At 62.4% G+C, this 25512-nt stretch carries 23 protein-coding genes and 2 pseudogenes; 8 read left to right on the forward strand and 17 right to left on the reverse strand.

Annotation, left to right across the window (positions count from 1 at the left end; translation table 11 throughout):
* Nucleotides 1–5: 5 nt before the first annotated feature.
* From ACX0MV_RS07140 to ACX0MV_RS07165, 6 genes are all read right to left on the reverse strand, one after another.
* Entirely contained in the window at nt 6–251 is a 246-nt protein-coding gene (locus ACX0MV_RS07140; protein WP_458981811.1) for a DUF1272 domain-containing protein, read from the reverse strand.
* A gap of 24 nt (nt 252–275) precedes the next feature.
* Nucleotides 276–1271, reverse strand: a complete 996-nt coding sequence (locus tag ACX0MV_RS07145; protein WP_458981812.1) for a GlxA family transcriptional regulator — start codon at nt 1269–1271, stop codon at nt 276–278.
* 109 nt (nt 1272–1380) lie between these two features.
* On the reverse strand, nt 1381–2418 hold the full coding sequence (locus ACX0MV_RS07150) for a DNA topoisomerase IB (protein ID WP_458981813.1): 1038 nt from the start codon (nt 2416–2418) through the stop codon (nt 1381–1383).
* Nucleotides 2419–2431: 13 nt separating this feature from the next.
* Nucleotides 2432–3124, reverse strand: coding sequence for a DUF421 domain-containing protein (locus ACX0MV_RS07155; RefSeq protein ID WP_458981814.1), 693 nt, complete (start codon nt 3122–3124; stop codon nt 2432–2434).
* A gap of 329 nt (nt 3125–3453) precedes the next feature.
* Nucleotides 3454–3723, reverse strand: coding sequence for a hypothetical protein (locus ACX0MV_RS07160; RefSeq protein WP_458981815.1), 270 nt, complete (start codon nt 3721–3723; stop codon nt 3454–3456).
* Between the two features lie 355 nt (nt 3724–4078).
* Complete coding sequence (locus ACX0MV_RS07165; protein WP_458981816.1) at nt 4079–5158, reverse strand: patatin-like phospholipase family protein; 1080 nt, start codon at nt 5156–5158, stop codon at nt 4079–4081.
* A 192-nt stretch (nt 5159–5350) separates the two neighbouring features.
* Here ACX0MV_RS07165 and ACX0MV_RS07170 point away from each other — a divergent pair, with 192 nt between their 5' ends.
* The 4 genes from ACX0MV_RS07170 to ACX0MV_RS07185 are packed head-to-tail and all read left to right on the forward strand — an operon-like array spanning nt 5351 to nt 7978.
* Nucleotides 5351–5659 (forward strand): PepSY domain-containing protein, encoded by a 309-nt coding sequence (locus ACX0MV_RS07170; protein ID WP_458981817.1) that lies wholly within the window; start codon nt 5351–5353, stop codon nt 5657–5659.
* The gene (locus ACX0MV_RS07175) at nt 5659–5976 is read left to right on the forward strand and encodes a PepSY domain-containing protein (RefSeq protein ID WP_458981818.1); all 318 of its coding nucleotides are present in this window, start codon (nt 5659–5661) and stop codon (nt 5974–5976) included. Before ACX0MV_RS07170 ends, ACX0MV_RS07175 begins: the two co-directional genes overlap by 1 nt.
* Nucleotides 5976–6644, forward strand: a complete 669-nt coding sequence (locus ACX0MV_RS07180) for a response regulator transcription factor (protein ID WP_458981819.1) — start codon at nt 5976–5978, stop codon at nt 6642–6644. The genes ACX0MV_RS07175 and ACX0MV_RS07180 overlap by 1 nt, the downstream gene beginning before the upstream one ends.
* On the forward strand, nt 6641–7978 hold the full coding sequence (locus ACX0MV_RS07185) for a sensor histidine kinase (RefSeq protein ID WP_458981820.1): 1338 nt from the start codon (nt 6641–6643) through the stop codon (nt 7976–7978). Before ACX0MV_RS07180 ends, ACX0MV_RS07185 begins: the two co-directional genes overlap by 4 nt.
* Nucleotides 7979–7992: 14 nt before the next feature.
* Here ACX0MV_RS07185 and ACX0MV_RS07190 read toward each other — a convergent pair whose 3' ends face one another.
* From ACX0MV_RS07190 to ACX0MV_RS07200, 3 genes and pseudogenes are all read right to left on the reverse strand, one after another.
* Complete coding sequence (locus tag ACX0MV_RS07190; protein ID WP_458981821.1) at nt 7993–8589, reverse strand: NADPH-dependent FMN reductase; 597 nt, start codon at nt 8587–8589, stop codon at nt 7993–7995.
* Nucleotides 8590–8674: 85 nt separating this feature from the next.
* Entirely contained in the window at nt 8675–9430 is a 756-nt protein-coding gene (locus tag ACX0MV_RS07195; RefSeq protein ID WP_458982334.1) for a methyl-accepting chemotaxis protein, read from the reverse strand.
* A 102-nt stretch (nt 9431–9532) separates the two neighbouring features.
* Nucleotides 9533–10819: pseudogene (locus tag ACX0MV_RS07200) on the reverse strand (methyl-accepting chemotaxis protein); the annotation flags it as partial.
* 231 nt (nt 10820–11050) lie between these two features.
* Here ACX0MV_RS07200 and ACX0MV_RS07205 point away from each other — a divergent pair.
* From ACX0MV_RS07205 to ACX0MV_RS07220, 4 genes and pseudogenes are all read left to right on the forward strand, one after another.
* On the forward strand, nt 11051–12367 hold the full coding sequence (locus tag ACX0MV_RS07205) for a Na+/H+ antiporter family protein (protein WP_458981822.1): 1317 nt from the start codon (nt 11051–11053) through the stop codon (nt 12365–12367).
* 111 nt (nt 12368–12478) lie between these two features.
* Nucleotides 12479–13003: pseudogene (locus tag ACX0MV_RS07210) on the forward strand (cache domain-containing protein); the annotation flags it as partial.
* A 78-nt stretch (nt 13004–13081) separates the two neighbouring features.
* Nucleotides 13082–14161, forward strand: coding sequence for a methyl-accepting chemotaxis protein (locus ACX0MV_RS07215; RefSeq protein WP_458982335.1), 1080 nt, complete (start codon nt 13082–13084; stop codon nt 14159–14161).
* A 190-nt stretch (nt 14162–14351) separates the two neighbouring features.
* Nucleotides 14352–15410: an AI-2E family transporter gene (locus tag ACX0MV_RS07220; protein ID WP_458981823.1), complete on the forward strand. Its 1059-nt coding sequence runs from the start codon at nt 14352–14354 to the stop codon at nt 15408–15410.
* A gap of 50 nt (nt 15411–15460) precedes the next feature.
* Here the strand turns inward: ACX0MV_RS07220 and nuoN are convergent, their stop codons facing one another.
* From nuoN to nuoG, 8 genes are read right to left on the reverse strand one after another with little or no spacing between them, the layout of a single operon-like run.
* Entirely contained in the window at nt 15461–16954 is a 1494-nt protein-coding gene (gene nuoN, locus ACX0MV_RS07225; RefSeq protein ID WP_458981824.1) for an NADH-quinone oxidoreductase subunit NuoN, read from the reverse strand.
* Nucleotides 16955–16968: 14 nt separating this feature from the next.
* Nucleotides 16969–18504, reverse strand: coding sequence for an NADH-quinone oxidoreductase subunit M (gene nuoM, locus ACX0MV_RS07230; protein ID WP_458981825.1), 1536 nt, complete (start codon nt 18502–18504; stop codon nt 16969–16971).
* 38 nt (nt 18505–18542) lie between these two features.
* Complete coding sequence (gene nuoL / locus ACX0MV_RS07235) at nt 18543–20390, reverse strand: NADH-quinone oxidoreductase subunit L (RefSeq protein ID WP_458981826.1); 1848 nt, start codon at nt 20388–20390, stop codon at nt 18543–18545.
* Nucleotides 20387–20695 (reverse strand): NADH-quinone oxidoreductase subunit NuoK, encoded by a 309-nt coding sequence (gene nuoK, locus ACX0MV_RS07240; RefSeq protein WP_458981827.1) that lies wholly within the window; start codon nt 20693–20695, stop codon nt 20387–20389. Before nuoK ends, nuoL begins: the two co-directional genes overlap by 4 nt.
* Nucleotides 20692–21201, reverse strand: coding sequence for an NADH-quinone oxidoreductase subunit J (gene nuoJ, locus ACX0MV_RS07245; RefSeq protein ID WP_458981828.1), 510 nt, complete (start codon nt 21199–21201; stop codon nt 20692–20694). The genes nuoK and nuoJ overlap by 4 nt, the downstream gene beginning before the upstream one ends.
* 11 nt (nt 21202–21212) lie before the next feature.
* A complete protein-coding gene (gene nuoI, locus ACX0MV_RS07250; protein ID WP_458981829.1) occupies nt 21213–21761 on the reverse strand; it encodes an NADH-quinone oxidoreductase subunit NuoI in 549 nt (182 codons plus the stop codon).
* 10 nt (nt 21762–21771) lie between these two features.
* Complete coding sequence (gene nuoH / locus ACX0MV_RS07255) at nt 21772–22764, reverse strand: NADH-quinone oxidoreductase subunit NuoH (protein ID WP_458981830.1); 993 nt, start codon at nt 22762–22764, stop codon at nt 21772–21774.
* Nucleotides 22761–25490, reverse strand: a complete 2730-nt coding sequence (nuoG, locus tag ACX0MV_RS07260; RefSeq protein ID WP_458981831.1) for an NADH-quinone oxidoreductase subunit NuoG — start codon at nt 25488–25490, stop codon at nt 22761–22763. Before nuoG ends, nuoH begins: the two co-directional genes overlap by 4 nt.
* Between the last annotated feature and the right edge of the window lie 22 nt (nt 25491–25512).

Here is a 25512-nt window from a genome sequence, read left to right on the forward strand (position 1 = left end):
ATGACCTAAGCCGAGGTGCAGGGCAGGGCCGCGTGAACGCGGGTGGTGGATGCGGGTGCATTCAGCAGTTTCGCGGCGGGCCGGCGTGGGCGCTGGAGCAGCTCGCCGCCGCAGTTCGGGCAGCGCCCTGACAGCCGTTGCTCGGCGCAGTCGCGGCAAAACGTGCACTCGAACGAGCAGATCAGCACATCGGGCGAGTCGGTGGGCAAGTCGCGGTCGCAGCATTCGCAGTTTGGGCGTAATTGCAGCATGGGGGTCGCTCCGTACGGTGGGGTTCAGGCAAAGCGATCGGCGTATTCCTGAGGGCTGATCGCCAGGTGTTTGTGAAAGGTGCGACGTAGATTTTCCGGATGGCCGAAGCCGGTCAGCCGCGCTACCGTGCTGATCGAGGCATTGGCGCTCTGCAGCAGGTTGCGGGCGGCTTCCAGGCGCACCCGTTCGACATAGCGTCCTGGCCCCATGCCAAGCTCCTGAGCGAATACCCGGGACAGGGTGCGCGGGGTCATCTTTGCCTGCTCAGCCAGCGCTTCGAGTGAAAGCTGATCGCCCAGGTGATTGGGAATCCAGTCGAGCAGAGCGGCCAGGCGGGGCACCCGGCTCGGCTCTGGCGCCAACAGTGCGCTGAACTGCGCCTGGCCGCCTGGGCGGCGCAGGAACATCACCAGACGCCGCGCAACCGCCAGCGCAATGGCTCGGCCGAGGTCGGCTTCAACCAGGGCCAAGGCCAGATCAATCCCGGCGGTAACCCCGGCCGAGGTAAAGATATGGGCATTGCCGCCCTCGTCTGCAGGGTCGTAGGTGTGCAGGCAGTCGGCGAGCACCTCGACCTGCGGGTAGTCCTGGCGCAGGGTTGGCGCATCGGCCCAGTGGGTGGTTGCGCAGCGACCGTCGAGCAATCCGGCTGCCGCCAGGATCAACGCGCCGGAACAGACAGAGCCGAGGCGACGGACCTTGGGCTCGGCAGCGCGCAACCAGCCCAACAATTGAGGGTTTTTACACTGCGCTTGCTCGCCAACGCCGCCAGGCACCAAAAGCGTATCGAGTGCGCCTGCATCCAGATGCGGCCATGTCTGCTCGGCAACCAGCTGGAAACCGGCCGAGGTCGTGACCGGTCCCAAGCATTCGCCAAGCAGTTGCAGGCGATAGAAGGGTTGCAAGCCCTGCCGCTGGCGTTCGACGTTCGCCGAGGCGAACACCTGCAGCGGCCCGGTTACATCCAGGCTCATGACATCGTGATAGACCAGGCAGGCCACCGTGCGCAATGCATCCATCCGCGTATCTCCAGGAACGTTTCACCAGAAACAATGGAGGCAGTCTGCACGCGACGCGCTTATGGCGACAATGACAATAAACCCACAGATATAGCCACGCTGGCAGCGGCTAAGAGGCTTCGAGCTGCTCAGTGCGGCGTTGCAGAAACTGCAGCAAGGCCACCTCTTCGCGGTTGAGGTGTTTCCGGCTGCGGCTTCTCGGCAACTGCGCCAGCTCGCCATTGGCAAAGGCTTCCAGAATTGCCGGGTGGATGTAGCAGCTGCGGCAGACCGCAGGGGTGTTGCGCAGCTGGCTTGCAACCTGTTTGACCATCTCGACGGTGTGCTTCTTCGCAGTCGTCTCCGGCTGCCATTCCAGCTCCTGCAACAGCGCCAATGCCAAGGCGCTGCCGGCCCAGGTGCGGTAATCCTTGGCGGTGAAGTCGGCGCCGGTCATTTCGCGCAGGTAGGCGTTGATGTCGGAGGAGGTCACAGGGTGGCGCTGGCCCTGCTCGTCGATATACTGAAACAAGTGCTGGCCCGGTAATTCCAGGCATCGCCGGATGATGCGCGCCAGCCGCGGGTCGGTGACCTTCACCTCATGTTCGACACCGCTTTTGCCGCGGAAGTGAAACCGCACCGCGTTGCCCTTCACATCGACATGCCGGTTACGCAGGGTGGTCAACCCATAGGATCGATTTTCCTTGGCATAACGCGCGTTGCCGATGCGTATCAGGGTTTCGTCGAGCAGGGTGATCACCGTCGCCATGACTTTTTCCCGACCGTGGTCGGTCAGCGCCAGGTGCAGCTGCAAGGTTTTGCGCAGCTTGGGCAGGGCCAGGCCGAACTGGATCATCCGCTCGTATTTGTTGGTATCGCGAATCTCGCGCCAGCGCGGGTGATAGCGGTATTGCTTGCGCCCACGGGCGTCCCGGCCGGTTGCCTGAAGATGGCCGTTTGGGTCGGTGCAGATCCAGACGTCGCGGTAGGCAGGCGGAATTGCCAGGGCATTGATGCGAGCAATCTGCTGTTCGTCGCGAATGCGCTGGCCCTGGGGGTTGAAATAACAGAACTTGCCGCGCAGCAGTCTGCGGCTGATCCCAGGTTGACTGTCGTCGACGTAGTGCAGGTCACGGGGAAGCTCGGGTAGTTGCCGGACATCAGCCATCGAATACTCCTGATCAGCTAATGCGCTGGGTGTGCAGGGCTTCGGCCCATTCGTTCTTGCCACAACGCGGACACTCCAGCTGTTCCTGTGCATGCAGCTGCTGCAGCGCGCCGCAATGTTCACAGGCGCACAGCGCGTCGCGTGGCGCCTGGGTAAACACTGACTTGTAGTTGCGCGGCATTACCGAACGGCCGGGCCGAGTGTATTCCCGGTCATAGAACAGCAGGCTGATGTCGCCGTTGACCTCGACAATGCCCAGGCGCACCTGCCCCAGGTGCTCGACGCCATGCTGACGAAACTCCATGAGAAATTCGTCTTGAGCGATGTTGCCTTTCGTCAGGGTTTCCAGTTCGAATTGCCCGTCGCGCACCAAGACGAAGGGCTCTCCCTCGACCCAATCTTGAAAATGCCGACTTTTGCCCATCAGGGAGGTGGTGGCACGATAGAGAAGACTCATCGCGATAAAGACCATCAGTACCGGCAACAGCGGGACGTCTTCGTAGAAGGTCATGTCCCCGGCGGCGGAGCCCAAGGTCAGAATGATGACCAGCTCGAACAGCGACAGCTGGCGGACGCCGCGACGCCCGGCAGTCTTGAGGAAAAGGAATACGACGATAAACGCGAGGAGGGTACGAAAGGCGACTTCGCCAAGAAAACCCAGGGTGACTTCATCCAATAGCATCCGCTGCCAGTCAAACGCATTCATAGGAATTATCCCAATGTCGATGACTCAATTGGCTGCTGAAGGCGCGTAGAAGTTCCGCCTCTTTCGTGTCGGCAGCTGTAGCGAACGGGAGAAAGGGCGTGCGCAAAGTCCATGGCAGAACGCATGGCTTTAACGCATGGCTTTAATGTGCGGGAAAGAGGATGGGCAGTTGAAGAGGATATGAAAGGGCTGCGAATAGCCGCAGTTAGTTGCGACGCCCAACTCTAAAAACTGGCTGCCCCTAAAACTACTCCGGAAACTTGCAGCAGGTCAGGCTGTGCCGCTAACAACGATAATGAAGTTGCACAGCCTATGACCCGAGCTGCGAGTTACTCCGGCATGCTCCAGGGTTCCAGATTAAAACCTTGTTGGCTTAGTTCATCCCGGGATTTTTTTAGAACGCTCGCCAGCTTGATAGGGTCGCTATAGGTATTGCAGGAAAGCTGGGTCCGCCCGAGCAGGCGCGTCGTGGTGCGATCCATGACGGTGAGACTCAGCTCTCCGCTACCATCCTGGGGAGCCCAGGCCACGCACTGAAAAGGTTGAAAGGCGCGATCGGCGATCAGTAATGCTTCATTGAAACGCAACGGGGCGTCCATGGGGTGGGTTTCTCCGAGTAATCCCAATATCGTTTTGGCCTGCAGTAAACACATGCTGGCCCGTCGTAAGTGTTGATGGTTCGGTCAGACAGTTAAGTCACATCGTTTGCGAAAAAAATAACTTATTTAAGAAAATAAGTTGCAGACGGTGAACTGCGTAACGATGGACAAGCAAATTCCGCGATCATTCCGCACAGCCTGAAAGTATTAAACGAAGAAAAGAGTCAGCGCATCGGGTGCGTTTTTTCTACTTGGGCTCGGCTTAGTTCGGGACGCCCGGCAAAACGATAGGCGATCTGCTTGCCAGATCGCACTTGAACAGTATTAGAACGTGGACCGTTATCCGCGCTGCGTTTTAAAGCGGTTGCATACGGTCGGCCAAGCGGCCGCTGTCAGCCAGGTCGAGAAATTCGTCGCCAAGTCGGCGGCTTTCATCCATGGCCTTGCGCCAATACCGCTCGCGCCCGGCATCATCGCCGAGGTAGCGGCTGAAATCCTTGCGGTCCGGCAATTTGCCGTGGGGCAGGCGCGCCAGATAGTCGGTCGAGGGCGCCAGCAACAGCACATTCTGCAGGCGTGTGTTGCAGCCACGGCGCCAGGGCATGCCTTTATCGAACCAGCCCGGGATGACCCTGTCGGTGAAGTGCGGATACAGCACCACGTCATCGCCGCTGTAGGGCAGGTCGAGGTGATAGTCGAGCAGGCCGCCATCGCGGTAAGTGCCGGGCCCTGCGCCCGGCAGATCGCGCACGCCTTGCATGACCATCGGGATCGAGCCGGATGCCAGCAGCGCCTGGCGCAAGTTACCGGCATCAAGCGCGAGGTAGCGCGAGGGAAAGTCATTGAGCGCGCCAAGCGGCGGTGGCAAGCGCGAGTCGTGCAGGATCACCCGTTCGAAATGCCGTGCCAGGCGTGGTCTGCCAAGCAGGTTGCTGCCGATCACCGACGACAAGCCGATGCCCAGTGCGCCACGGTGATCGTGCTGGAGCAAACCATGGCTTTTGACCACGACGATGTTCAGACGGTAATGGGTGTTGGCCAGGACCTGGCTGTCCTGATCTTCGAGAAGCTGTTCGAGCATCAGCCGGCAGCTGACGGTCACCTGCGCCATGCTGACGCCTTTGGCAAAGCGTTGTGCTGTATACAGTTCGCCCAGGCGGCGAATGCCGGCTGCCGCGTCAGGCAGACAGGCACTGGCGAAACGCCAGGAACCGATGGACGCGCCGATCAGCGAACGCTCGCGGGGCGCCCGCGGCAGCCACTCGCCAAACAGCGCGAGGTCTAGGCCCTGAATGCCCAGCGCCTTGGGGCCACCCGCAGCACCTGGCAGAATGCCGACATCCGCTGGCCGCAGGCCATGCTCGCGAATATGCTTTAGCGCACGCGGACCGGCTTTGATCGTCAGGGCAGGGGACTTGATTAGGATGGCGCTCATGCTGCTCTCCAACTCGCGAGGCAGCGATTATAAAGGGCGGTAGCCCCACGCCAAGCCACTTCAAGCCGTGAATGATGCGCCTGCGCCTGCTTAGGTGCGGGGCATGCCTGGCGTGGCCTTCAGCAAATTCAGGTTGGCTTAAGTCCGCTGAAGTAACGTAAGGGGCGTCAAAGCAATCGCAGGAGATTGAACATGAACGCAGTTACGTCGCTCGTTACCGCCCTGGCACTGACCTTCACTGCTGTCACCGTTCAGGCGCGCGACCTGGGCCCGGATCAGGCGCTTGAGCTTCGCGATGCGGGCACCATTCAGTCATTCGAAAAGCTCAACGCCACCGCGCTGGCGCTGCATGCTGGCGGTACCGTGAAGGACACCGAGCTGGAAGAGGAATACGGTCGCTACGTCTACCAGGTGGAAGTGCGCGATGCTCAGGGCGTGGCCTGGGATATTGAACTGGATGCCACCAATGGCCAGGTGCTGAAGAACCAGCAGGACGATTGATGAAGAAAACCCTCATAGCTACCCGCAGCCTTGTCGCGCTGTCTCTGGTCGTTCTGACGTTTGGCAGCGCTGCACGCGATCTGGATCAGGACGAAGCCCTGAGCCTGCGCCGCGATGGCTTGATTCTGCCGCTTGAGCGCCTGATGCAGAGCGCGCTGGAACGCTACCCCGGTGCGGTGCTGCTGGAGGTCGAGCTGGAGGAAGAGGACGACGTGCTGATGTACGAAGTCGAGCTGGTGACGACCCAGGGCATCGTTCGCGAACTGGAACTGGACGCCAACAGCGGCCAGATACTCAAAGATGAAGTGGAAGACTGATGCGCCTGTTACTGGTTGAAGACCACGTGCCGCTGGCGGACGAGTTGACCGCCAGCCTGACGCGTCAGGGCTACGCGGTCGACTGGCTGGCCGACGGCCGCGACGCCGCCTACCAGGGCGCCAGCGAACCCTACGACCTGATCGTGCTGGACCTCGGCCTACCCGGCAGGCCGGGGCTCGAAGTGCTCAAGGAGTGGCGCGCTGGCGGCTTGCTCACGCCCGTGCTGATTCTGACCGCACGCAGCTCCTGGGCGGAGCGCGTCGAGGGGCTCAAAGCTGGCGCCGACGACTACCTGAGCAAACCCTTTCATCCGGAGGAACTGCAGCTGCGCATCCAGTCGCTGTTGCGGCGCGCCCGCGGCTTGGCCAACCAGCCGCAGTTGCAGACCGCAGGGTTGCAGCTCGACGAGGGTCGCCAATGCGTATCCCGCGGTGCAACGGAGATACAACTGACCGCCGCCGAGTTCCGGCTGCTGCGCTATTTCATGTTGCACCCTGGTCAGCTGCTTTCCAAAAGCCATTTGGCCGAGCACCTGTATGACGGCGAAACCGAGCGTGACTCCAACGTCATCGAAGTGCACGTCAATCACCTGCGCCGCAAGCTCGGCCGCGAGGTGATCGAAACCCGCCGCGGCCAGGGTTATCGTTTTGCCGGAGATGGCGCTTGAGATCGATCCAGCGCCGGCTGAGCCTTGGCCTGGTCAGCGTGCTGCTGGTGATCGGCTTGTTGTTCGCGCAGACCAGCGTGTGGTTGTTCGACAACAGCCTGCGCCGCTACCTGCAGGCCGGTCTCAAGGATGACGCCGAAACGCTGCTGACCGCCTTGGTTCGTGGGCCCAACGGCGTCCAGTTGAATGAGCAACGGCTCAGTGCGGCCTATCAGCGACCCTATTCGGGGTCGTATTTTCGTATCGAGTTCAGCGACGAATCCTGGCGCTCACGCTCGCTGTGGGACCGCGAGCTGCAACTCGCCAATACTCCTGGGCTGCAAGCCGAGCTGGGCGACGGGCCTCACGGCCAACTGCTGCTGACCTATCGCGCCGACTACCGGCGCTTCGGCCAGCCGTTGTCGATCTACGTGGCGCGCGACTATCGCCCGGCGCTGGAAAGCTTTCGTCGCGTTCAGCACATTGCGCTGGCGCTCGGGGTCGGCGCCCTGATTCTGGTACTGCTGCTGCAACGGCTGACCGTGCGTCGCGCGTTGCGCCCCCTTGAGCAGGTACGTCGGCAGATTGCCCAGCTCCAGCAAGGCCAGCGCAGCGACCTCGACACCCAGGTGCCCGAAGAGCTCGAGCCGCTGGTGCAGCAGGTCAACCACCTGCTGGCCCATACCGAAGAAAATCTGAAGCGCTCGCGCAACGCCCTGGGCAACCTTGGCCACGCCCTGAAAACGCCACTTGCGGTGTTGGTCAGCCTAGCCTCGCGCGATGCGTTCGACGCGCAACCTGCGTTGCGCGCGAGCATGATCGAGCAGTTGCAGCAGATCGAACAGCGCCTGGCGCGTGAACTGGGCCGTGCCCGATTGGCCGGCGAGGCGCTGCCGGGTGCGCATTTCGACTGTGCGGCGGAGTTGCCGGGGCTGTTCTCGACCTTGGCCATGATCCATGACCGCGGTTTGCAGCTCGACTGGCGGTCCGCGCCTGGCCTGCGCCTGCCGTGGGACCGCGAGGACTTGCTGGAGCTGCTTGGCAATCTGCTGGACAACGCCTGCAAATGGGCGAGCGGGCAGGTGCGCCTGGATATCGAACGCCGGGAAAAGGCCTATGTGCTGAAGATTGAAGATGACGGCCCCGGTATTGATGCTGAACTGCGCAGCGAGGTCATGAGCCGGGGCAGCCGTCTGGACGAACAGGTCGCCGGCCACGGCCTGGGCCTGGGTATCGTGCGGGACATCGTCGATGCCTGGGGCGGCCAGCTGGCGCTGCTCGACAGCGAGCTGGGCGGCCTGTGCGTGCGCATCGAGCTGCCCGCGCGCAGCTTGTCATCCGGTGCACTGCGGTAGCCAAGCGGCCCCGCTTACATGCCGTTGGTGAAGGCCGGATTGCTCATGTCGACGGCCTCACGCACCGGTTTCAGGGCGTGGGCATACCTAACCAGAATATCCAGCGCATAGTCGATGCGAGCATGCAGACGCTGATCATCCTCACCGGAAGGTTGCGGCGTATTGAGCACTTGCTCGACGTGGCGCACGATCAGATGCTCGGGCAGGTAGCACAGCCGGCAATTCTTGTAGCTGGAGGCGCGCAGTTCGCTGATCGGATAGGCGCCGCCAACCCCGGACGAGACACCAACCAGCAAGCCTGGCTTGTGGGCCAACTCGGCCTTGCTCGCATAGATGAAGAAATTCTTGATCGCCGGACAGGCCATGCCGTTCCACTCCGGTGAAACGATGACGACTGCATCGGCGTTTTTCAGCTGCTGGCGGTACATGTCCCAGTGACCGGTATCGTCGGCCGGCCAGAGTGGCAGCGGCGCCAGGCCGAGGTCGATGATGCAGCTGGCCTCGTCGCTGGTCTGGCCCAGCTGGATCAGGCGTTGACGGAGAAAACGGGCAACCTTGCCGGATTGGCTGTTGCTGCGGCCGGAGCCGGCTACCAGGGCGATATTGATCATGTGGCGCTCCCATAAAAACCAGCGCTCAGGCTAACCAGGGTAAGCCTGAGCGGCAAGTCAGCCGCGCGACTTAGCTCAGCAGTGATTAGACGCGGAAGTGATCCATCAACCCCTGCTGATGGTTGGCCAGCTGGTTGAGGTTCTGGCTGACTTGCGCCGACTCGTCGGCTTTGCCGGAGATCGCTTCGGTCACGTCGCGGATCGAGGCGACATTGCGGTTGATCTCTTCGGCCACCGAACTCTGCTGTTCGGCGGCGCTGGCGATCTGCATGTTCATGTCGGTGATCACGCTGACTGCCTGGCTGATCCGCTGCAGGGCGGCAACCGCCTGCTCGACCTGCTCGACACTGCCCTGAGCCTGGCGATGGCTGCTGTGCATGGTGCTGACCACTTCGCGGGTGCCGCTCTGCAGGCCTTCGATGACCTGACGGATTTCCTCGACAGAGTCCTGGGTGCGCTTGGCCAGGTTGCGCACCTCATCGGCCACTACTGCAAAGCCGCGGCCCGCTTCGCCGGCACGGGCCGCTTCGATGGCCGCATTGAGGGCGAGCAGGTTGGTTTGCTCGGCGATCGACCGTATCACCTCCAATACCGAGCCGATCTTGTCGCTGCTGGTGGCCAGGCCTTCCACTTCCTGCATGGCGACGTTCATCTCGTTAGCGAGCAGTTCGATGCTGGCCGTGGTCTTGTCGATGACCCCCAACCCTTCGCGGGTTGCCGTGTCCGCGCTACGCGCCGCTTCCGCGGCCTGGGCGGCGTTGTGTGCCACATCATGGGCGGTTGCGCTCATCTCTTGGAAAGCGGTGGCGACCTGATCGACCTCGCGGAACTGCTGCTGCATGCCGGCGCTGGTCTGACTGGCGATGGCAGCCGACTGGTCCGCCGTACTGCGGGCATCCTGAACGCTGGTTTTGACGTCGGCGATGATCGGCTGCAGCTTGTCGAGGAAGCGGTTGAACCAGCCCGTTAGCTCGCCCAGTTCGTCCTTTCGGGCGTAATCGAGGCGACGGGTCAGGTCGCCTTCGCCGCTGGCGATGTCCTTGAGCATGGCGGCGACACCCAGGATCGGTCGGGTGACGCCAAGGGCGGTCAGCCAGATCAGCAAGATGCCAACCACGCCAACGGCCAGGCCGATGCCGAGGGACACAGCACTGTTGCGGCCCCGCAGAGCGTCCAGCTGATTTTCCAGTTGCGCAGCGGGCTCCAGCAGCACGCTTTCAGGCACTTCCACCAGGACTCCCCAGGGTTTGGACTCCGGGATCGGCAGCAGCGGCATCAGCACCTGCAAATTGCCATCGTGGTGCACGACCTCTGGGCGATTGCTGCCGATCATCCGGACCATCTCGCTGTGCTGGTCGGCAAAGGCCGCATCCAGTTTGCCGCCAAGCAGGCTGCTGTCGCGGCTGTGGCCGGCGAGCAGACCGGCGGGGCTGATGATGCTGACATGGCCCTGGCCGTCGAACAGCTCGCGGTTGGCCTGCATGCTGATTTCCTGCAGGTTGGCGAGGCTGATGTCGACACCCAGCACGCCAATCACCTTGCCGTCCTGTTGCAGCGGAAAGGCAATGCTGGTCATCAGTATCTTCTCGCCGTCGACCTCGTCCATGTAGGGTTCGAGCAGGCAGGCCTGCGCGGTTTTCAGCGGGCAGGTGTACCAGGTGTTGTAGGGCGCGCCGCTGATGCCCGGAGTGGCATCGCTGAGGTTTTCTTCGGTCATCGCTTCGGCGGCCAGCTCGCCGCTTTTGCTCTGCGACCAGTACAGGGAAAACCGCCCGGCTTCGTTACTGCCCAGTTCCGGCATGTCGCCGAACAGGCTGTCCTTGCCATCCAGCGCATTGGGTTCAAACGTCACGTAGATGCCGAGCAGGCTGGAGTTGGCTTCCAGCGCGCTGCGGATCTGCCGGCTGAGGTCTTCGCGCAGGTCGAAGGCATCGAGAAAGCGCTTTTCCGCCTGCTCGCGAATGAACAGCACCTGGGTCGCGGCGCCTTTGCCGTATTGGTAGGCGTCCATGAAATAACGCTGCATCCGCAAGGCCTGCGCTTCGCCGCGGGCCTCCATGCGCAATTGCGCCGATTGTTCGAGCATGCCGCTGCTGACCTGTTTGACCAGGCTGGAACTGCGCGAGGCCTGGATGACCGAGGCCCCCACCAGTACCGCCACCACGCCGAGCAGACAGAGGCCGGCGAGCAGGGTGATTTTCAATTGGATCGAGAGTCGGCTGAGCAGCATCGTTACTACCTTATTTGTTCAGTCAGGCTTAGAGGCCCTATCGGCGGGGTGCCAGGTTTCTTGAGCAAGCGTAGCAACTGTGCCTCGGGTTGTTATGGGCGATAGGCAGTCGTCGCGTTTTGACAGCCGCAGTCGCTTTCGGCAGAGTACGCGCCCTTTGTCGCCCAGGCCGCTGATCGCGCCGCGCTCTAGCGCCGCGCCAGCCTATCTATAAACGCTGGAGTTAGTGAAATGAATGCAGTTATCGCGGCGGTCGGCGTCATGCTGATCCTCAGTTTGTGCCGCGTGCACGTGGTGGTAGCCTTGATCGTCGGGGCACTGGTTGGCGGTCTGCTCGGCGGTCTGGGCATCGAAGGCTCGCTGCAGGCGTTCAATAACGGCCTGGGCGGTGGCGCCAAGGTGGCGTTGTCCTATGCGCTGCTTGGTGCCTTCGCCGTAGCGATTGCCAAGTCAGGCTTGGCCCATGCCTTGGCGGACCGGGCGCTGGCGCTGCTCGGCGCGCAGCAGGGTGGAACCGGTGCGACGCTCAAGTGGATGCTGATCGCCCTGTTGCTTGCGGTGGCGGTGGCATCGCAGAACATTCTGCCGATTCACATCGCATTCATTCCGCTGCTGGTGCCGCCGCTGCTGTTCGTATTGAGCACGCTGCAACTGGACCGACGTCTGATCGCCTGCGTGCTCACATTCGGCCTGATCACCCCGTACATGCTGCTGCCGGTGGGGTTTGGCGGCATCTTCCTGAATGACATCCTGCTCGGCAACGTGGCCAAGGGCGGCGTCGACGTCAGCGGTGTGAATGTCAGCGAAGCCATGGCGATTCCCGCGCTGGGCATGCTGTTCGGCCTGGCGGTAGCGCTGTTCAGTTACCGCAAGAAGCGTGTTTATGACCTGAGCAGGATCGAGCAGGCCGAAGCCACCACTCGCACCTACAACCCGCTGAGCCTGCTGATCGCGGGGGTTGCCATCGTCGCGGCGTTTATCGTTCAGCTGTGGCTCGACTCGATGATCATCGGGGCGCTGCTGGGGTTCGTGATCTTCTCGGTATCCGGCGTGGTGCGCTGGAAGGAAGCGGACGGGCTGTTTACCGAAGGCATGAAGATGATGGCGATGATCGGTTTCATCATGATCGCCGCCGCCGGGTTCGCCGAGGTGATGCAAGCCACTGGCGAGATCAAGACCCTGGTCGACGGTTCGGCCGAATTGATCGGCCACGACAAAGCCGCAGGCGCGCTGCTGATGCTCCTGGTCGGCCTGTTGGTGACCATGGGTATCGGTTCGTCGTTTTCGACCGTGCCGATCATCGCGGTGATCTTCGTGCCGCTGGGCCTGCAGCTGGGCTTCAGCCCGATGGCAATCGTCTGCCTGGTGGGTACCGCAGGCGCCCTGGGCGATGCCGGGTCGCCAGCGTCCGATTCGACCCTGGGCCCAACCTCCGGGCTGAACGTCGATGGCCAGCACAACCATGTATGGGACAGCGTGGTACCGACCTTCCTGCACTACAACCTGCCGCTGCTGGCGTTCGGGTGGCTGGCTGCTATGGTCCTGTAAGGCAGGGCAGCCGCAGGCGATAAATTTTCCTGCCAAAAAGTCGTTTTAGCTTTGCCGGGGCTGCCGATACATGGGTAGCCCCGTTTTGTTTGGCCTATGAGGAAAACAACAATGCGCCTGACATTGAAGTCGAAGGTGGTTCTGCTTGCCCTGGTTCCGGTCATCCTGTTCGCTGTCGTGCTCAGTGGCGCCGCCGCCAAAGTCCTGCAGAACCTGGCCGCCGAGGAAATCGCGGAAACCCGCGAGCGCTTGATCGAGCAAAAACGCGCAGAGCTTGAGAGCTACATGCAAATTGCCCTGGGCGCGGTGCAGGGCCTGTATGACGAGGCGAGTGCCGGCGACATGGCCAGCCGCGAACAGGCCATCGCCATTCTGTCGAAGATCAAGTTCGGCAAAGACGGTTATTTCTTCGGCCACGACTCGAATGTCGTGCGGCTGTTTCGCAGCTCAAGCCCGGTCGATGTCGGCAAAAGCCTGGCGGACCGCCGAGACCCGAATGGTGTCTACATCAACCGCGAGCTGGTCAACGTCGCCAAGAACAACACCTATTACGTGAATTATTCGTCGCCATTGCCGACCGATGACTCGGTGCTGGTGCCCAAGCTGGCGTACAGCTATTACCTGCCGAAGTGGGATATGGCCGTGGGGACTGCGGTCAACCTCGACGGCGTTGAGGCGGCGGTGGCCAATGTGCAGGCCGAGATCGATCAGCGCATCGGCACCATTATTACCAGCATCCTGATCATTGCCGGGGTTCTGCTGGCCATTTTCGGCGTCGTCGGGGTGGTCCTCGCCAACACCTTCCTGCGGCCGTTGCAGCAGATCAAAGACAACCTGGATGACATCGCCGCGGGCGAGGGCGACCTGACCCGCCGCCTGCCGGTCAGCGGCAATGACGAACTGGGCCAGCTCGCTGGCTCGTTCAACCGCTTTGTCGAGAAGATTCACACCCTGGTCGGGCAGATCGTCGAGATGACCGGCCAGCTGTCCGGGCTGGTCGGCGAAGTGTCGGCCCAGGCGCAGCGCTCCGAGCAGGCCATGGAGCGTCAGCGGCATGAGACCGATCAGGTTGCCACGGCGATCAACGAAATGTCGGCGGCCGCTCAGGAAGTGGCGCAAAGCGCCCAGGGCGCGGCCGAAGCAGCGCAGAAAACCGATACCGAAGGCCAGGCCGCCAAGCGGGTGGTGGATGGCAGCATCGAGCGCATCCACACGCTGGTGCAGGATATTCGCGGCAGTGGGTTGTCGCTGGATAGCCTGCAGCAGGATGTACTGTCGATCGTCAGCGTACTGGACGTGATTCGCTCGATTGCCGAGCAGACCAACCTGCTCGCACTGAACGCGGCGATCGAAGCGGCCCGCGCCGGCGAAGCAGGCCGCGGCTTCGCGGTAGTGGCCGACGAGGTGCGTGCGCTGGCCAGTCGAACCCAGCAGAGCACCCAGGAAATCCAGGGCATGATCGACCGCCTGCAAAAGGGCACCAATGCGGCGGTAAGTGCGATGCGCCAGTCGAGCGACGCCGGCGAGCAAACCAGCGAGCAGGCTAACAAGGCCGGCGCCTCGCTGGATGCCATCGCTCAACTGATCGCCACTATCAATGCCATGAACGCCCAGATCGCCAGCGCCGCAGAGGAACAGACCGCGGTGGCGGAAGAAATCAATCGCAGCGTCCATCAAATTGCCGTGGCGGTGGACAGCGTGGCGGATGAAACCAAGCAGAGTGCGCAAACCACGCGCAGCCTCGCTCAACTGGGTGAGCGCCTGGGGGCCCTGGTGCGGCAGTTCAGGATCTGAACGGCGCCGCGCGCCACCTGCTGGCGCGCGGCTCAATGGGTTGCGCAGATTGACGCGCAGCCTCTGGAAAGGCGCTTCGGCGCCTTTGTCGTTTTGCGGTGACGCCGCCTGGCGAAGCGAAAACAGCAGGCACTTGTTGAGGGGAAAAGCAGACTAAACAGCACAGTCTTCCTTAACTCGCGGTTTACCCATGCCCTCGGCCTCGCTCGAATACAAAACCTTTCTGTTGCTGCTCGTCATCGTCACCGTGGCATTCGGCTGGATCCTCCTGCCGTTCTACGGCGCAGTGTTCTGGGCGGTGGTGCTCGCCGTGGTGTTCAACCCGGTACAACGCCGTCTGGCGCCACGGTTAGGCGGACGTGGCAACCTGTCCGCGCTGATTACCCTGGGCGTGTGCATGGTGGTGGCCATTCTGCCAATGATCGCCATTACCGGCATGCTGGTGGAAGAGGGCTCCACGCTGTACAAGCGCATCGAATCGGGTGAGCTGGATGTCGGCGCTTATGTTGCGCAACTGCGCGAGATGCTGCCGTATGCCGTGCAGCGCCATTTGGACCGCATCGGCCTGGGCAGCAACGATGGGCTGCGTGATCGCATATCGGCCGCGGCAATGGCCGGCAGTCAGTTTCTCGCGACGCGGCTGTTCGCCATCGGCCAGGGTACGTTCGAGTTCGTCATTGGCTTCTTCGTGATGCTCTACCTGCTGTTCTTTTTCCTGCGTGACGGCCAGGCGCTGACGCGTCAGGTGCGCATGGCGGTGCCGTTGGGCGATACGCAAAAACGCAGGCTGCAGATCAAATTCACCCGTGTGGTGCGCGCCACGGTCAAAGGCAATATCGTCGTCGCGGCGGTGCAAGGGGCGCTTGGCGGGCTGATCTTCTGGGCGCTCGATATCCCCAGCGCCTTGCTCTGGGGCGTGATGATGGCGTTCCTGTCGCTGCTGCCGGCAATCGGTGCCGGCATCATCTGGGCACCCGTGGCGCTCTATCTGCTGCTCAGCGGCTACGTTTGGCAGGGCGTCACCTTGATCCTGTTCGGCGTCCTGGTAATCGGTCTGGTCGATAACATCCTGCGCCCCATTCTGGTCGGCAAAGACACGCGCATGCCGGACTATCTGGTGCTGATCTCGACCCTCGGCGGGATTGCCTTGTTCGGCCTCAACGGCTTTGTCATCGGCCCGCTGATTGCGGCCCTGTTCATCTCTAGCTGGAACCTGTTCAGCAGCAAGAAAACCATCCAGCTGCCCTGAGCGCAGCCATAAAAAAACCGGCGAGAGCCGGTTTCTTTATGCATGGGTTTCTATCGAACGAGGCTGGCCAGCCCGGCCTGTTGCACAATATCCAGCAGCGGCTGCGGATAGACGCCGAGGAAGAACGCGAGCAGAGCGACTACCAGCAACATGATGCCGCCCGCACGCTGCCCCCAGTTGAAGGGCGCATCGTGACGGCGCAGGTTGGGTTCGTTGAGGAACAGCGTCACCACGACCCGCAGGTAATAGAACACGGCGATGGCGCTGCCGAGTACCAGCGCGCCGAGCAACCACCAGAGCTGGGCCTGCACGCCTGCGGCCACCACATAGAACTTGCCGATAAAACCGGCGGTCAGCGGGATTCCCGCCAGCGACAGCATCATCACGGTCAGAACGGCCGTCAGATAAGGGCGGCGCCAGAACAGGCCCCGGTACTCGTAGAGTGCGTCGGCGTCGCGGCCGTTGTAAGGCGTGGACATCAGCGTCACCACGCCGAACGCGCCGAGGCTGGTCAGCACATAGGTGGCCAGGTACACGCCAACCGCCTCGACAGCCAGCCCCTTGCTGGCGATCAGTGCCACCAGCAGGTAGCCGAAATGCGCGATCGATGAATAACCGAGCAGGCGCTTGAGGTTGCTTTGCAACAAGGCCAACAGGTTGCCGAACAGAATCGAGGCAATCGCGATGACTGTCAGCAGGTCGTTCAGCCAACCGCCCGCGGTCGCCGGCGACAGTTGATAAAGCCGCAGCAGCACCGCAAACACCGCAACCTTGCTGGCGGTGGCGAGGAATGCCGCCACCGGTGCAGGCGCGCCTTCGTAGACGTCTGGTGTCCACAGGTGGAAGGGCACCAGCGACAGCTTGAAGGCCAGGCCGATCAACATCATGCCGATGCCAATCTGCACCAAAAGGCCGCTGCCCCCAGTCGCCAGGCTGGCGCCGATTCCGGCAAAGCTCAGGCTGCCCGATTCGGCATACAGCAGCGCCATGCCAAACAGCAGGAATGCACTGCCCGCGGCCGACAGCACCATGTACTTGATCCCGGCTTCCAGCGAACGCTTGTTGAAGAAGGCGTAGGCGACCATGCCGTACACCGGCACCGACAGCAGTTCCAGGCCGATGAACAGGCCGGCCAGGTGCTGAGCGCTGACCAGCACCAGGCCGCCCGTCGCCGACAGCAGCATCAGCAGGTACATCTCCTCGCGGTTGCCGGGGTAGCCCGCCTTCGAGGTTTCGCCGCTGCTGACAGTCGCTTCACCCAGGTAAGCATGGGTCAGCGTCACACACGCCAAGGTGGCGGCAAGCACCATCGCCATGTAGTAGAAGGCGAAGTTGTCGATCAGCAATAGCGGCGTGACCTGCAGCGGCGTGACCTTGATCGCCGGAATGATCGACAGCAGGGCCAGGTTGAGCCCCAACACCGAGAGCACGAAGGTGAGGGTGTGATTGCGCTTCCAGGCGATCGCCAGCATCACCACGATGACCGTGGCACTGGTGACCAGCAACGGCAGCAGAGCGATGAAGTGTTGAACAGTAAATTGCATATCGCTGCTTTCCTTTACAGGCTACCGGGCCGGGCGAGTTGATTGAGGGCGCCGCTCATCCACTGCTGCACGCCTTGCATGCTGGCGGCGGAGGTATCGAGCACCGGCTGCGGATAAATGCCGAGCAGAATCAGCAGCACCGCCAGCAGCAGCACCATGCCCAACTCACGGGCTTTCAGCGCGAACAGCGGTTCTTCGGATTTCACCGGGCCGAAATAGGCGCGGTGGATCATGATCAGCGAATAGACCGAGCCGAATACCAGACCGCTGGTGGCGATGACGGTGATCCAGGGCGCTGCCGGGAAGCTGCCGATCAGAATCAGGAACTCGCCGACGAAGTTCCCGGTACCCGGCAGGCCCAGCGCCGCCGCGGCGAAGAACAGGCTGAGCGCGGGCAGCCAGGGTAAACGCGCCCAAATACCGCCCATCTCGCGCATGTCGCGGGTGTGCAGGCGCTCGTACAGTTGACCGCAGAGGATGAACAGCGCAGCCGCCGACAGACCGTGGGCAAGCATCTGCACCACCGCGCCCTGCAGGGCGATCTGGCTGCCGGAGTAGATCGCGATCAGCACGAAGCCCATGTGCGACACGCTGGAGTAGGCGACCAGGCGCTTGATATCGGTCTGGGCGAATGACAGCAACGCGCCATAGAGAATGGCGAACACCCCCAGGCCCATGGCAATCGGCGCGAACTCCGCCGACGCATTGGGGAACAGCGGCAGGGCGAAGCGCATCAAGCCATAGGCGGCGGTTTTCAACAGGATACCGGCCAGGTCCACCGAGCCGGCGGTTGGCGCCTGAGCGTGGGCATCCGGCAGCCAGGAATGGAACGGCACCACCGGAAACTTCACCGCAAAGGCGATGAAGAAACCCAGCATCAGCAGGTATTCGGTGCCAGGTGCGAGTTCGGTACGCAGCAGGTCGGCGTAGTTGAACGTCAGCACGCCGGTCTGGTTGAAGTGCACGAACACCAGCGCCAGGATCGCCACCAGCATGATCAGGCCGCTGGCCTGGGTGTAAATGAAGAACTTGGTGGCGGCGGTGATGCGGGTCTTGCCGGCGCTGCCGCTGTGACCCCAGAGCGCGATGAGGAAATACATCGGCACCAGCATCATTTCCCAGAAGAAGAAGAACAGAAACAGGTCGATGGCCAGAAACACCCCGACCACGCCGCCGAGAATCCACATCAGGTTGAGGTGGAAGAAACCGACGCGGTTCTGGATCTCGTTCCACGAGCAGAGCACCGACAGTACGCCGAGCAGGCCGGTGAGGGTGATCATCAACACCGAGAGGCCGTCGAGCGCCAGGTGCACGCTGATGCCGAAGCGTTCGATCCACGGCACCTGGAATTCCGCCGCCCAGGCCGGATCGGCATCAGGCGCGGGGGCCAGGCTGAAGTCGGCGCTGGCCCAGAGCCACAGGCCCAGGCCGAACAGCAGGGTCATGGTCAGTAGCGCGATCCAGCGCGGCAAGGTATTGCCGAAACGCTCGGCGAGCCAGCACAGCAGGCCGCCGATAAAAGGGATCAGGATTAGCCAAGGCAGAATCATGATGGGCGGGGTTCCTTTCGCAAAATAGGCATAGTCGATCAGGCCAGCAGGACGGCGGCGAGCACCAGCACGGCGCCGCCAACGAGCGATACCGCGTACCAGCGCAGTTGTCCGGTTTCACTGCGGCTCAGCAGGCCGTGTCCGCCACGCGCCAGACGCGGGATGACGCCGATGCTGCCATCGATCGGGTCATGCCCGAGCAGGCGGCACGCCAGCAAATACGGTTTGACGAACAGCTTGTCGTACAGCCAATCGAAGCCCCACGCAGCAAACCACCAGGCGCCGAGGAACCGACCAATGCCGCTCTGGGCCACGGCACTGACAACCCGGCGCTGGCCGAGGAACAGCAGCGCGGCAAGCAGAATGCCGGCGATGGCGATGGCGCCCGAGGCAATTTCCAGGCTGTGCTTGGCGTCGCCGCCAGCATGACCGACGCTCTGCGGCAACACGCCGGCCAGCGGCGGAGTAATCAACGCCCCGATGAAGGTGGAGAGCAGGATCAGCACCGACAATGGCAGCCAGTGGGCGACGCCATGGCCGGCATGGGCCTCGGTCTTCTGCTCGCCGTGGAAGGCGATGAAGATCAGGCGGAAGGTGTAGATCGAGGTCAGGAATGCCCCGGCCAGGCCGGCATACAGCAACCACTGATGGCCACTGGCAAAGGCTTCCCAGAGGATTTCGTCCTTGGAATAGAAACCGGCGGTGATCAGCGGCAGTGCGGCCAGCGCCGCGCCGCCGACGATAAAGCTGGCGTAAGCCAACGGCAGCTTCTTCCACAGGCCGCCCATCTTGAAGATGTTCTGCTCGTGGTGGCAGGCATTGATCACCGCACCGGAAGCGAGGAACAGCAAGGCCTTGAAGAAGGCATGGGTCATCAGGTGGAAGATCGCCGCGTCCCAGGCGCCCACACCCAGCGCCAGGAACATGTAGCCGATCTGGCTCATGGTCGAGTAGGCGAGGATGCGCTTGATGTCGGTTTGCACCAGCGCGGCGAAACCGGCCAGCACCAGTGTCACGCCGCCAACGATGCCGACCAGCTCGAGAATCCCCGGGGTGAGGATGAACAGACCGTGGGTGCGGGCGATCAGGTAGACGCCGGCGGTGACCATGGTTGCCGCGTGGATCAGTGCGGAAACCGGGGTCGGGCCGGCCATGGCGTCGGCCAGCCAGGTCTGCAGCGGCAGCTGGGCGGATTTGCCGACCGCGCCACCGAGCAGCATCAGGGTGGCGATCCACAGCCAGCTATCGCCGGCCACGTATTTCTGCGGCGCCAGCACCAACAGCTCCTGAATGTTCAGGGTGCCGAGATTGAGGAACAGGATGAACAGGCCGATGGCCATGAACACGTCGCCGATGCGGGTGACCACGAAGGCCTTGAGCGCGGCGTTACCGTTATTCGGGTTGCTATAGTAGAAGCCGATCAACAGGTAGCTGCACAGGCCCACACCTTCCCAGCCGAAGTACAGGAACAGCAGGTTGTCGCCGAGTACCAGCAGCAGCATGCTGAAAATGAACAGGTTGGTGTAGGCGAAGAAGCGCGAATAACCCTCTTCGCCGCGCATGTACCAAGACGCGAACAAATGGATTAGGAAGCCCACTCCGGTGACTACGCCGAGCATGGTCAGCGACAGGCCGTCCAGGTACAGGGTGAAGCTTGGGGCAAAACCGTCGACGCTCATCCACTGCCAGAGCAGCTGGGTGTAGACGCCGCCCGGCGGCGGGGCGACGTTGAACTGCCAGATGATCCAGGCCGCCGTCAGGGCGGACAGGCCGACCGAGCCGACGCCGATGATCGCCGCCGTGGTTTCTGTGAAACGTCCGCGCGAGAAGGCCAGGATGAACCAGCCGAGCAGCGGAAAGAGGAAGGTCAGAAATAGAAGATTCATCCGCGCATCTCGCTGGCTGCGTCGATATCGAGGGTGTTGAAACGGCGGTACAGCTGCAGCAGGATCGCCAGACCGATGCTGGCTTCGGCTGCGGCCAGGGTGATCACCAGAATGAACATGATCTGACCATCAGCCTGTGCCCAGCGCGCGCCTGCGACGACGAATGCCAGCGCAGCGGCATTCATCATCACTTCCAGGCTCATCAAGACGAACAGGATGTTGCGGCGCACCATCAGGCCAACCAGCCCCAGGCTGAACAGCACGGCGGCCAGGGTCAGGCCGTGCTCCATTGGAATACCGGTCATGGTTTGACCTCCTTGGCTTCCTGGCGACCTAGGTGGTAGGCGGCCACCAGCGCGGCGAGCAACAGCATCGAGGCCAGTTCGACTACCAGCAGATAAGGGCCGAACAGGCTGATGCCGACCGCTTTGGCGTCAACCGTGGTGTGGCCGATGCCCGCGCCGCTCGGGTTGGCGAAGAGCACGTAGAGCAACTGCCCGAGTAACAGCGCGGACAGCAGCGCCGGGCCGAACCAGATGCCGGGCGTCAGCCATTTCTTTTCCTGCTCGACCGCAGCCGGGCCGAGGTTGAGCATCATCACCACGAACACGAACAGCACCATGATCGCACCGGCGTAAACGATGATTTCCAAGGCGCCGGCGAAGGGCGCGCCCAGGCTGAAAAACACCATGGAAACCGCCAGCAGCGAGATGATCAGGTAGAGCAGGGCGTGCACCGGGTTGGTGCCGGTCACCACCCGCAGGGTGGCCATGACGGCGATGCCTGCGGCGAAATAGAAAGCGAATTCCACGGAACCTCTCCTTACGGCAGCAGCCCTTTAACGTTGATCGGCTCGGCCTCGTTCTGCGCGGCCCCTTTCGGTTTGCCGGCAATGGCCATGCCGGCGACGCGGTAGAAGTTGTAGTCGGGGTTTTTGCCAGGGCCGGAGATCAGCAGGTCTTCCTTCTCGTAGACCAGGTCCTGGCGCTTGAACTCGCCCATTTCGAAATCCGGCGTGAGCTGGATCGCGGTAGTCGGGCAGGCTTCCTCACACAGCCCGCAGAAGATGCAGCGCGAAAAATTGATGCGGAAGAAATCCGGGTACCAGCGACCGTCCGCGGTCTCGGCTTTCTGCAGCGAAATGCAGCCAACCGGGCAGGCCACGGCGCACAGGTTGCAGGCCACGCAGCGTTCTTCGCCGTCCGGGTCGCGGGTCAGCACGATGCGGCCACGGTAACGCGGTGGCAGATAGACCGCTTCTTCCGGATATTGCAGGGTATCGCGCTTGCGGAAACCGTGGGAGAACACCATCGCCAGGCTGCGCAGCTGGGTGTAGGTGCCGATCACGACGTCCTTGATGTATCTGAACATGGGTTTCTCCTTACTGGGCCGCGGCCAGCACGAGTGCGCCGGTCACCAGCAGGTTGATCAGAGTCAGCGGTAGGCAGAACTTCCAGCTGAACGCCATGACCTGGTCATACCGTGGGCGCGGAATGGAAGCGCGCAGCAGGATGAAGATCATGATGAAGAAGCAGATTTTCAGAGCGAACCAGATGAATGGGAGTTGCGGCAGGAGGCCGAACGGGCCGTGCCAGCCGCCGAAGAACAGCGTCACCAGCAGCGCCGAAATGGTCACGATGCCAATGTATTCACCGACGAAGAACATGCCCCATTTCATCCCGGCGTATTCGATGTGATAACCGTCGGCGAGCTCCTGTTCGGCTTCCGGCTGGTCGAAGGGGTGACGGTGAGTGACCGCCACGCCCGCGATGAAGAAGGTACAGAAGCCGAAGAACTGCGGAATGATGAACCACAGGTTTTCCGCCTGGTAATCGACGATGTCGCGCATGTTGAACGAGCCGACCTGCGCGACGATGCCCATCAGCGCCAGTGCCAGGAACACCTCGTAGGAGATGGTCTGGGCGGTAGCGCGCAGGCTGCCAAGCAAGGCGAACTTGTTGTTACTCGCCCAACCGGCGAACAGCACGGCGTACACCGACAAGCCCGCCATGGCGAAGAAGAACAAGATGCCGATATTCAGGTCCGCAACGCCCCAGGTCGGGGTGACTGGAATGATCGCGAAGGCCAGAAGCATGGCGCTCATGGCGATGATCGGCGCCAGGATGAAGATCACCTTGTCGGCGAACGGCGGCGTCCAGTCTTCCTTGAAGAACATCTTCAGCATGTCCGCAGCGATCTGGAACATGCCGAACGGCCCGACCCGGTTAGGGCCATAACGGTCCTGCCACCAGCCGAGCAGACGACGCTCGACGAAGCTGAGCAGCGCGCCGGTAATCACCACCGCCAGGAGGATGACGATGGCCTTCATCACGGCGATGAGGATTTCGCTCATTTCAGGAGTCAGCCAACTCATTGCGCTGCCCCCTCGATCGAGGTGGCCAACGCTCCGCCGACTAGCGGCGGAATGCCCGGCAGGCCTATGGGCAAGCCGATCAAGCCGACTGCCAGCTCGTCGCGCACGCTCAATGGCAGACGCAGCACCTGACCATTCACATTGACCGCAAGCAGCGCGCCGTCGCTGACACCCAGGCGTTCGGCCTCAAGCGGTGCCATGGCTACATAGGGCTGGCCCATGCGCTCCTGAATCGGCGTCGCGCGGGCGGATGTTTCTTCGCTGCCGAACAGCTGATGCAGCGCCACGATCCGCCAGGTACCGGCGGCCGGGCTGAACGGGCTGTTCGGGGTGAACCACGGCAGCGGTTGGCCTTTGGCTTCGATCAGGCGTACGCCCGGATCGCCCGCGCGCAGATGACCGCCAACTTCGTCCTGGAACTTATTCCAGGCCTGCGGCGAGTTCCAGCCTGGCGACCAGGCGAAAGGGATCTGCTGGCGGTCTTCCTTGCTGCCCGAATAGCCTTCCATGGAGAAGGCAAAGGCCGAGTCCTTGTCCTGCGGCTGGCGCGGCTCGTGCACGCTGATGTTTGCGCGCATCGAGGTACGGCCGCTATAGCGGTGCGGTTCGCGGGCCAACTTCATGCCCTTGATGCGGAACGAGGCCGATGGCGCCGCTTCGCGAATGCCAGCGAGCAGTGGGTTGCTGGTCGCACAGGCGGCGGTCACTTCATCTAGCTGAGTCCAGTCGACCGGCTTGCCGAGCAGCGTGCTGTGCAGGGCGTGCAGCCAGCGCCAGCCTTCGCGGATCAGAATCGAGGCATCGTAGTAGGACGGTTCGAACACCTGGAAGAAGCGCTGGGCGCGGCCCTCGAGGCTGACCAGGGTGCCGTCGCCTTCGGCGAAACTGGCGACCGGCAACAGCAGATGAGCCTTGGCTGTGGTGGCGGTTGCCTGGTGATCGGCAACAATCACCACCTTGGCGGCGGCCAGCGCGGCATCGACCTTGGCGGCGTCGGCGCGGCGGTACAGGTCGTTTTCCAATACCAGCAGCGCATCGGCCTGGCCGGAGCTGAGCGCATCCAGCGCAGCGTCAAGGGATTTGCCGGCGAAGTCATCGGCCATCAGCAGGGCAAGACCCATGCTGTTGGCTTCGGGCACGACCAGACTGATGGAGCCATTCTTCTCGCGATTCTTCAGTGCGCTGGCGATGTTGCCCGCGGCTTCGATCAGCGCCTGGCTGCCGAGCGACGCACCGGAAACGATCAGCGGGCGTTTGGCGGCCAGCAAGGCGTCGGCGATACGCTTTACCAGCTCGGCGGCTTCCGGCTCCAGGCCGGTTACGGCCGGCGCGCTCGGGTCGATGGCGTGGGCGACGGCGAAGCCGATACGCGCCAGGTCATCCGGCGCGGCGTGTACGCACTGCTCAGCGATGTCATCCAGGCGCGTGGCGGTAACGCTGGCGATGAACAGCGGATTGAGCGCGACCTGAGCAACGTTCTGCACCGCGGCGATATGCCATTCCTGAATGCGCATGGCGGCGGCCATTTCAGTGGCTTTGCCTTTCACCGCCTGGCGCAGGGCCAGTGCCAGACGTGCAGCGGTCTGGGTCAGGTCCTCGCCGAGCACGAACACCGCGTCGTGGTTTTCCACCTCGCGCAAGGTCGGAACCGGCAGCGGGCCGTTCAACAGCAGGTCGCGAATCAGGTGCAGGTTGTCCTGCTCGTTGGCCTCGACTCCGGAATAGAAGTGCTCGCGGCCTACCAGTTCGCGCAGGGCGAAGTTGCTTTCCAGGCTGGCGCGCGGCGAGCCGATGCCGATGACCGTACGGTTTTTCAGCAAGGCGGCGGCCTGGTCGAGTGCCGAGTCGATGCCCATGGTCATCTTGCTCAGCATCATCACCGGCTGGCGTGGGCGGTCGTCGCGGTTGACGTAGCCGTAACCGAAGCGGCCGCGATCGCAGAGGAAATACTGGTTCACGTCGCCGTTGAACCGGTTCTCGATGCGCCGGATCTCGCCATAGCGCTCACCGGGGCTGGTGTTACAGCCGCTCGAACAGCCGTGGCAGATGCTCGGCGAGAACTGCATGTCCCACTTGCGGTTGTAACGCTCGGAGTGGGTCTTGTCGGTAAACACGCCGGTCGGGCAGACCTCGACCAGGTTGCCGGAAAACTCGCTTTCCAGGGTGCCGTCTTCGACGCGGCCGAAGTAGACGTTGTCATGGGCGCCGAATACGCCGAGGTCGGTGCCGCCGGCATAGTCCTTGTAGTAGCGCACGCAGCGATAACAGGCGATGCAGCGGTTCATCTCGTGGGCGATGAATGGGCCAAGTTCCTGGTTCTGGTGGGTGCGCTTGCTAAAGCGGTAGCGGCGGGTGTTATGACCGGTCATCACGGTCATGTCCTGCAGGTGACAATGGCCGCCTTCCTCGCACACCGGGCAGTCGTGCGGGTGGTTGGTCATCAGCCATTCGACGACGCTGGCGCGAAACTGCTTGGCTTCCTCGTCATCGATGGAAATCCAGGTGTTGTCGGTGGCGGGCGTCATGCACGACATCACCAGGCGACCGCGGGTGTCGTTCTCGTCGGTGTACTGCTTGACCGCGCACTGGCGGCAGGCGCCGACGCTACCGAGCGCCGGGTGCCAGCAGAAGTAGGGGATGTCGAGTCCGAGGGACAGACAGGCCTGCAAGAGGTTGTCTGCACCATCGACTTCAAGGTCTTTGCCGTCTACGTGGATAGTGGCCATGGTTGAGGGTCTTCTTTACCTG

The organism is Pseudomonas cistanchae (assembly GCF_054483635.1).

Excerpts from the sequence above, each read along its gene's own strand:
- ACX0MV_RS07140 (WP_458981811.1), bottom strand. The coding sequence starts at position 251 with ATGCTGCAATTACGCCCAAACTGCGAATGCTGCGACCGCGACTTGCCC.
- ACX0MV_RS07145 (WP_458981812.1), bottom strand. The coding sequence starts at position 1,271 with ATGGATGCATTGCGCACGGTGGCCTGCCTGGTCTATCACGATGTCATG.
- ACX0MV_RS07150 (WP_458981813.1), bottom strand. The coding sequence starts at position 2,418 with ATGGCTGATGTCCGGCAACTACCCGAGCTTCCCCGTGACCTGCACTAC.
- ACX0MV_RS07155 (WP_458981814.1), bottom strand. The coding sequence starts at position 3,124 with ATGAATGCGTTTGACTGGCAGCGGATGCTATTGGATGAAGTCACCCTG.
- ACX0MV_RS07160 (WP_458981815.1), bottom strand. The coding sequence starts at position 3,723 with ATGGACGCCCCGTTGCGTTTCAATGAAGCATTACTGATCGCCGATCGC.
- ACX0MV_RS07165 (WP_458981816.1), bottom strand. The coding sequence starts at position 5,158 with ATGAGCGCCATCCTAATCAAGTCCCCTGCCCTGACGATCAAAGCCGGT.
- ACX0MV_RS07170 (WP_458981817.1), top strand. The coding sequence starts at position 5,351 with ATGAACGCAGTTACGTCGCTCGTTACCGCCCTGGCACTGACCTTCACT.
- ACX0MV_RS07175 (WP_458981818.1), top strand. The coding sequence starts at position 5,659 with ATGAAGAAAACCCTCATAGCTACCCGCAGCCTTGTCGCGCTGTCTCTG.
- ACX0MV_RS07180 (WP_458981819.1), top strand. The coding sequence starts at position 5,976 with ATGCGCCTGTTACTGGTTGAAGACCACGTGCCGCTGGCGGACGAGTTG.
- ACX0MV_RS07190 (WP_458981821.1), bottom strand. The coding sequence starts at position 8,589 with ATGATCAATATCGCCCTGGTAGCCGGCTCCGGCCGCAGCAACAGCCAA.
- ACX0MV_RS07195 (WP_458982334.1), bottom strand. The coding sequence starts at position 9,430 with ATGCAGCAGCAGTTCCGCGAGGTCGATCAGGTCGCCACCGCTTTCCAA.
- ACX0MV_RS07205 (WP_458981822.1), top strand. The coding sequence starts at position 11,051 with ATGAATGCAGTTATCGCGGCGGTCGGCGTCATGCTGATCCTCAGTTTG.
- ACX0MV_RS07220 (WP_458981823.1), top strand. The coding sequence starts at position 14,352 with ATGCCCTCGGCCTCGCTCGAATACAAAACCTTTCTGTTGCTGCTCGTC.
- nuoN (WP_458981824.1), bottom strand. The coding sequence starts at position 16,954 with ATGCAATTTACTGTTCAACACTTCATCGCTCTGCTGCCGTTGCTGGTC.
- nuoM (WP_458981825.1), bottom strand. The coding sequence starts at position 18,504 with ATGATTCTGCCTTGGCTAATCCTGATCCCTTTTATCGGCGGCCTGCTG.
- nuoL (WP_458981826.1), bottom strand. The coding sequence starts at position 20,390 with ATGAATCTTCTATTTCTGACCTTCCTCTTTCCGCTGCTCGGCTGGTTC.
- nuoK (WP_458981827.1), bottom strand. The coding sequence starts at position 20,695 with ATGACCGGTATTCCAATGGAGCACGGCCTGACCCTGGCCGCCGTGCTG.
- nuoI (WP_458981829.1), bottom strand. The coding sequence starts at position 21,761 with ATGTTCAGATACATCAAGGACGTCGTGATCGGCACCTACACCCAGCTG.
- nuoH (WP_458981830.1), bottom strand. The coding sequence starts at position 22,764 with ATGAGTTGGCTGACTCCTGAAATGAGCGAAATCCTCATCGCCGTGATG.
- nuoG (WP_458981831.1), bottom strand. The coding sequence starts at position 25,490 with ATGGCCACTATCCACGTAGACGGCAAAGACCTTGAAGTCGATGGTGCA.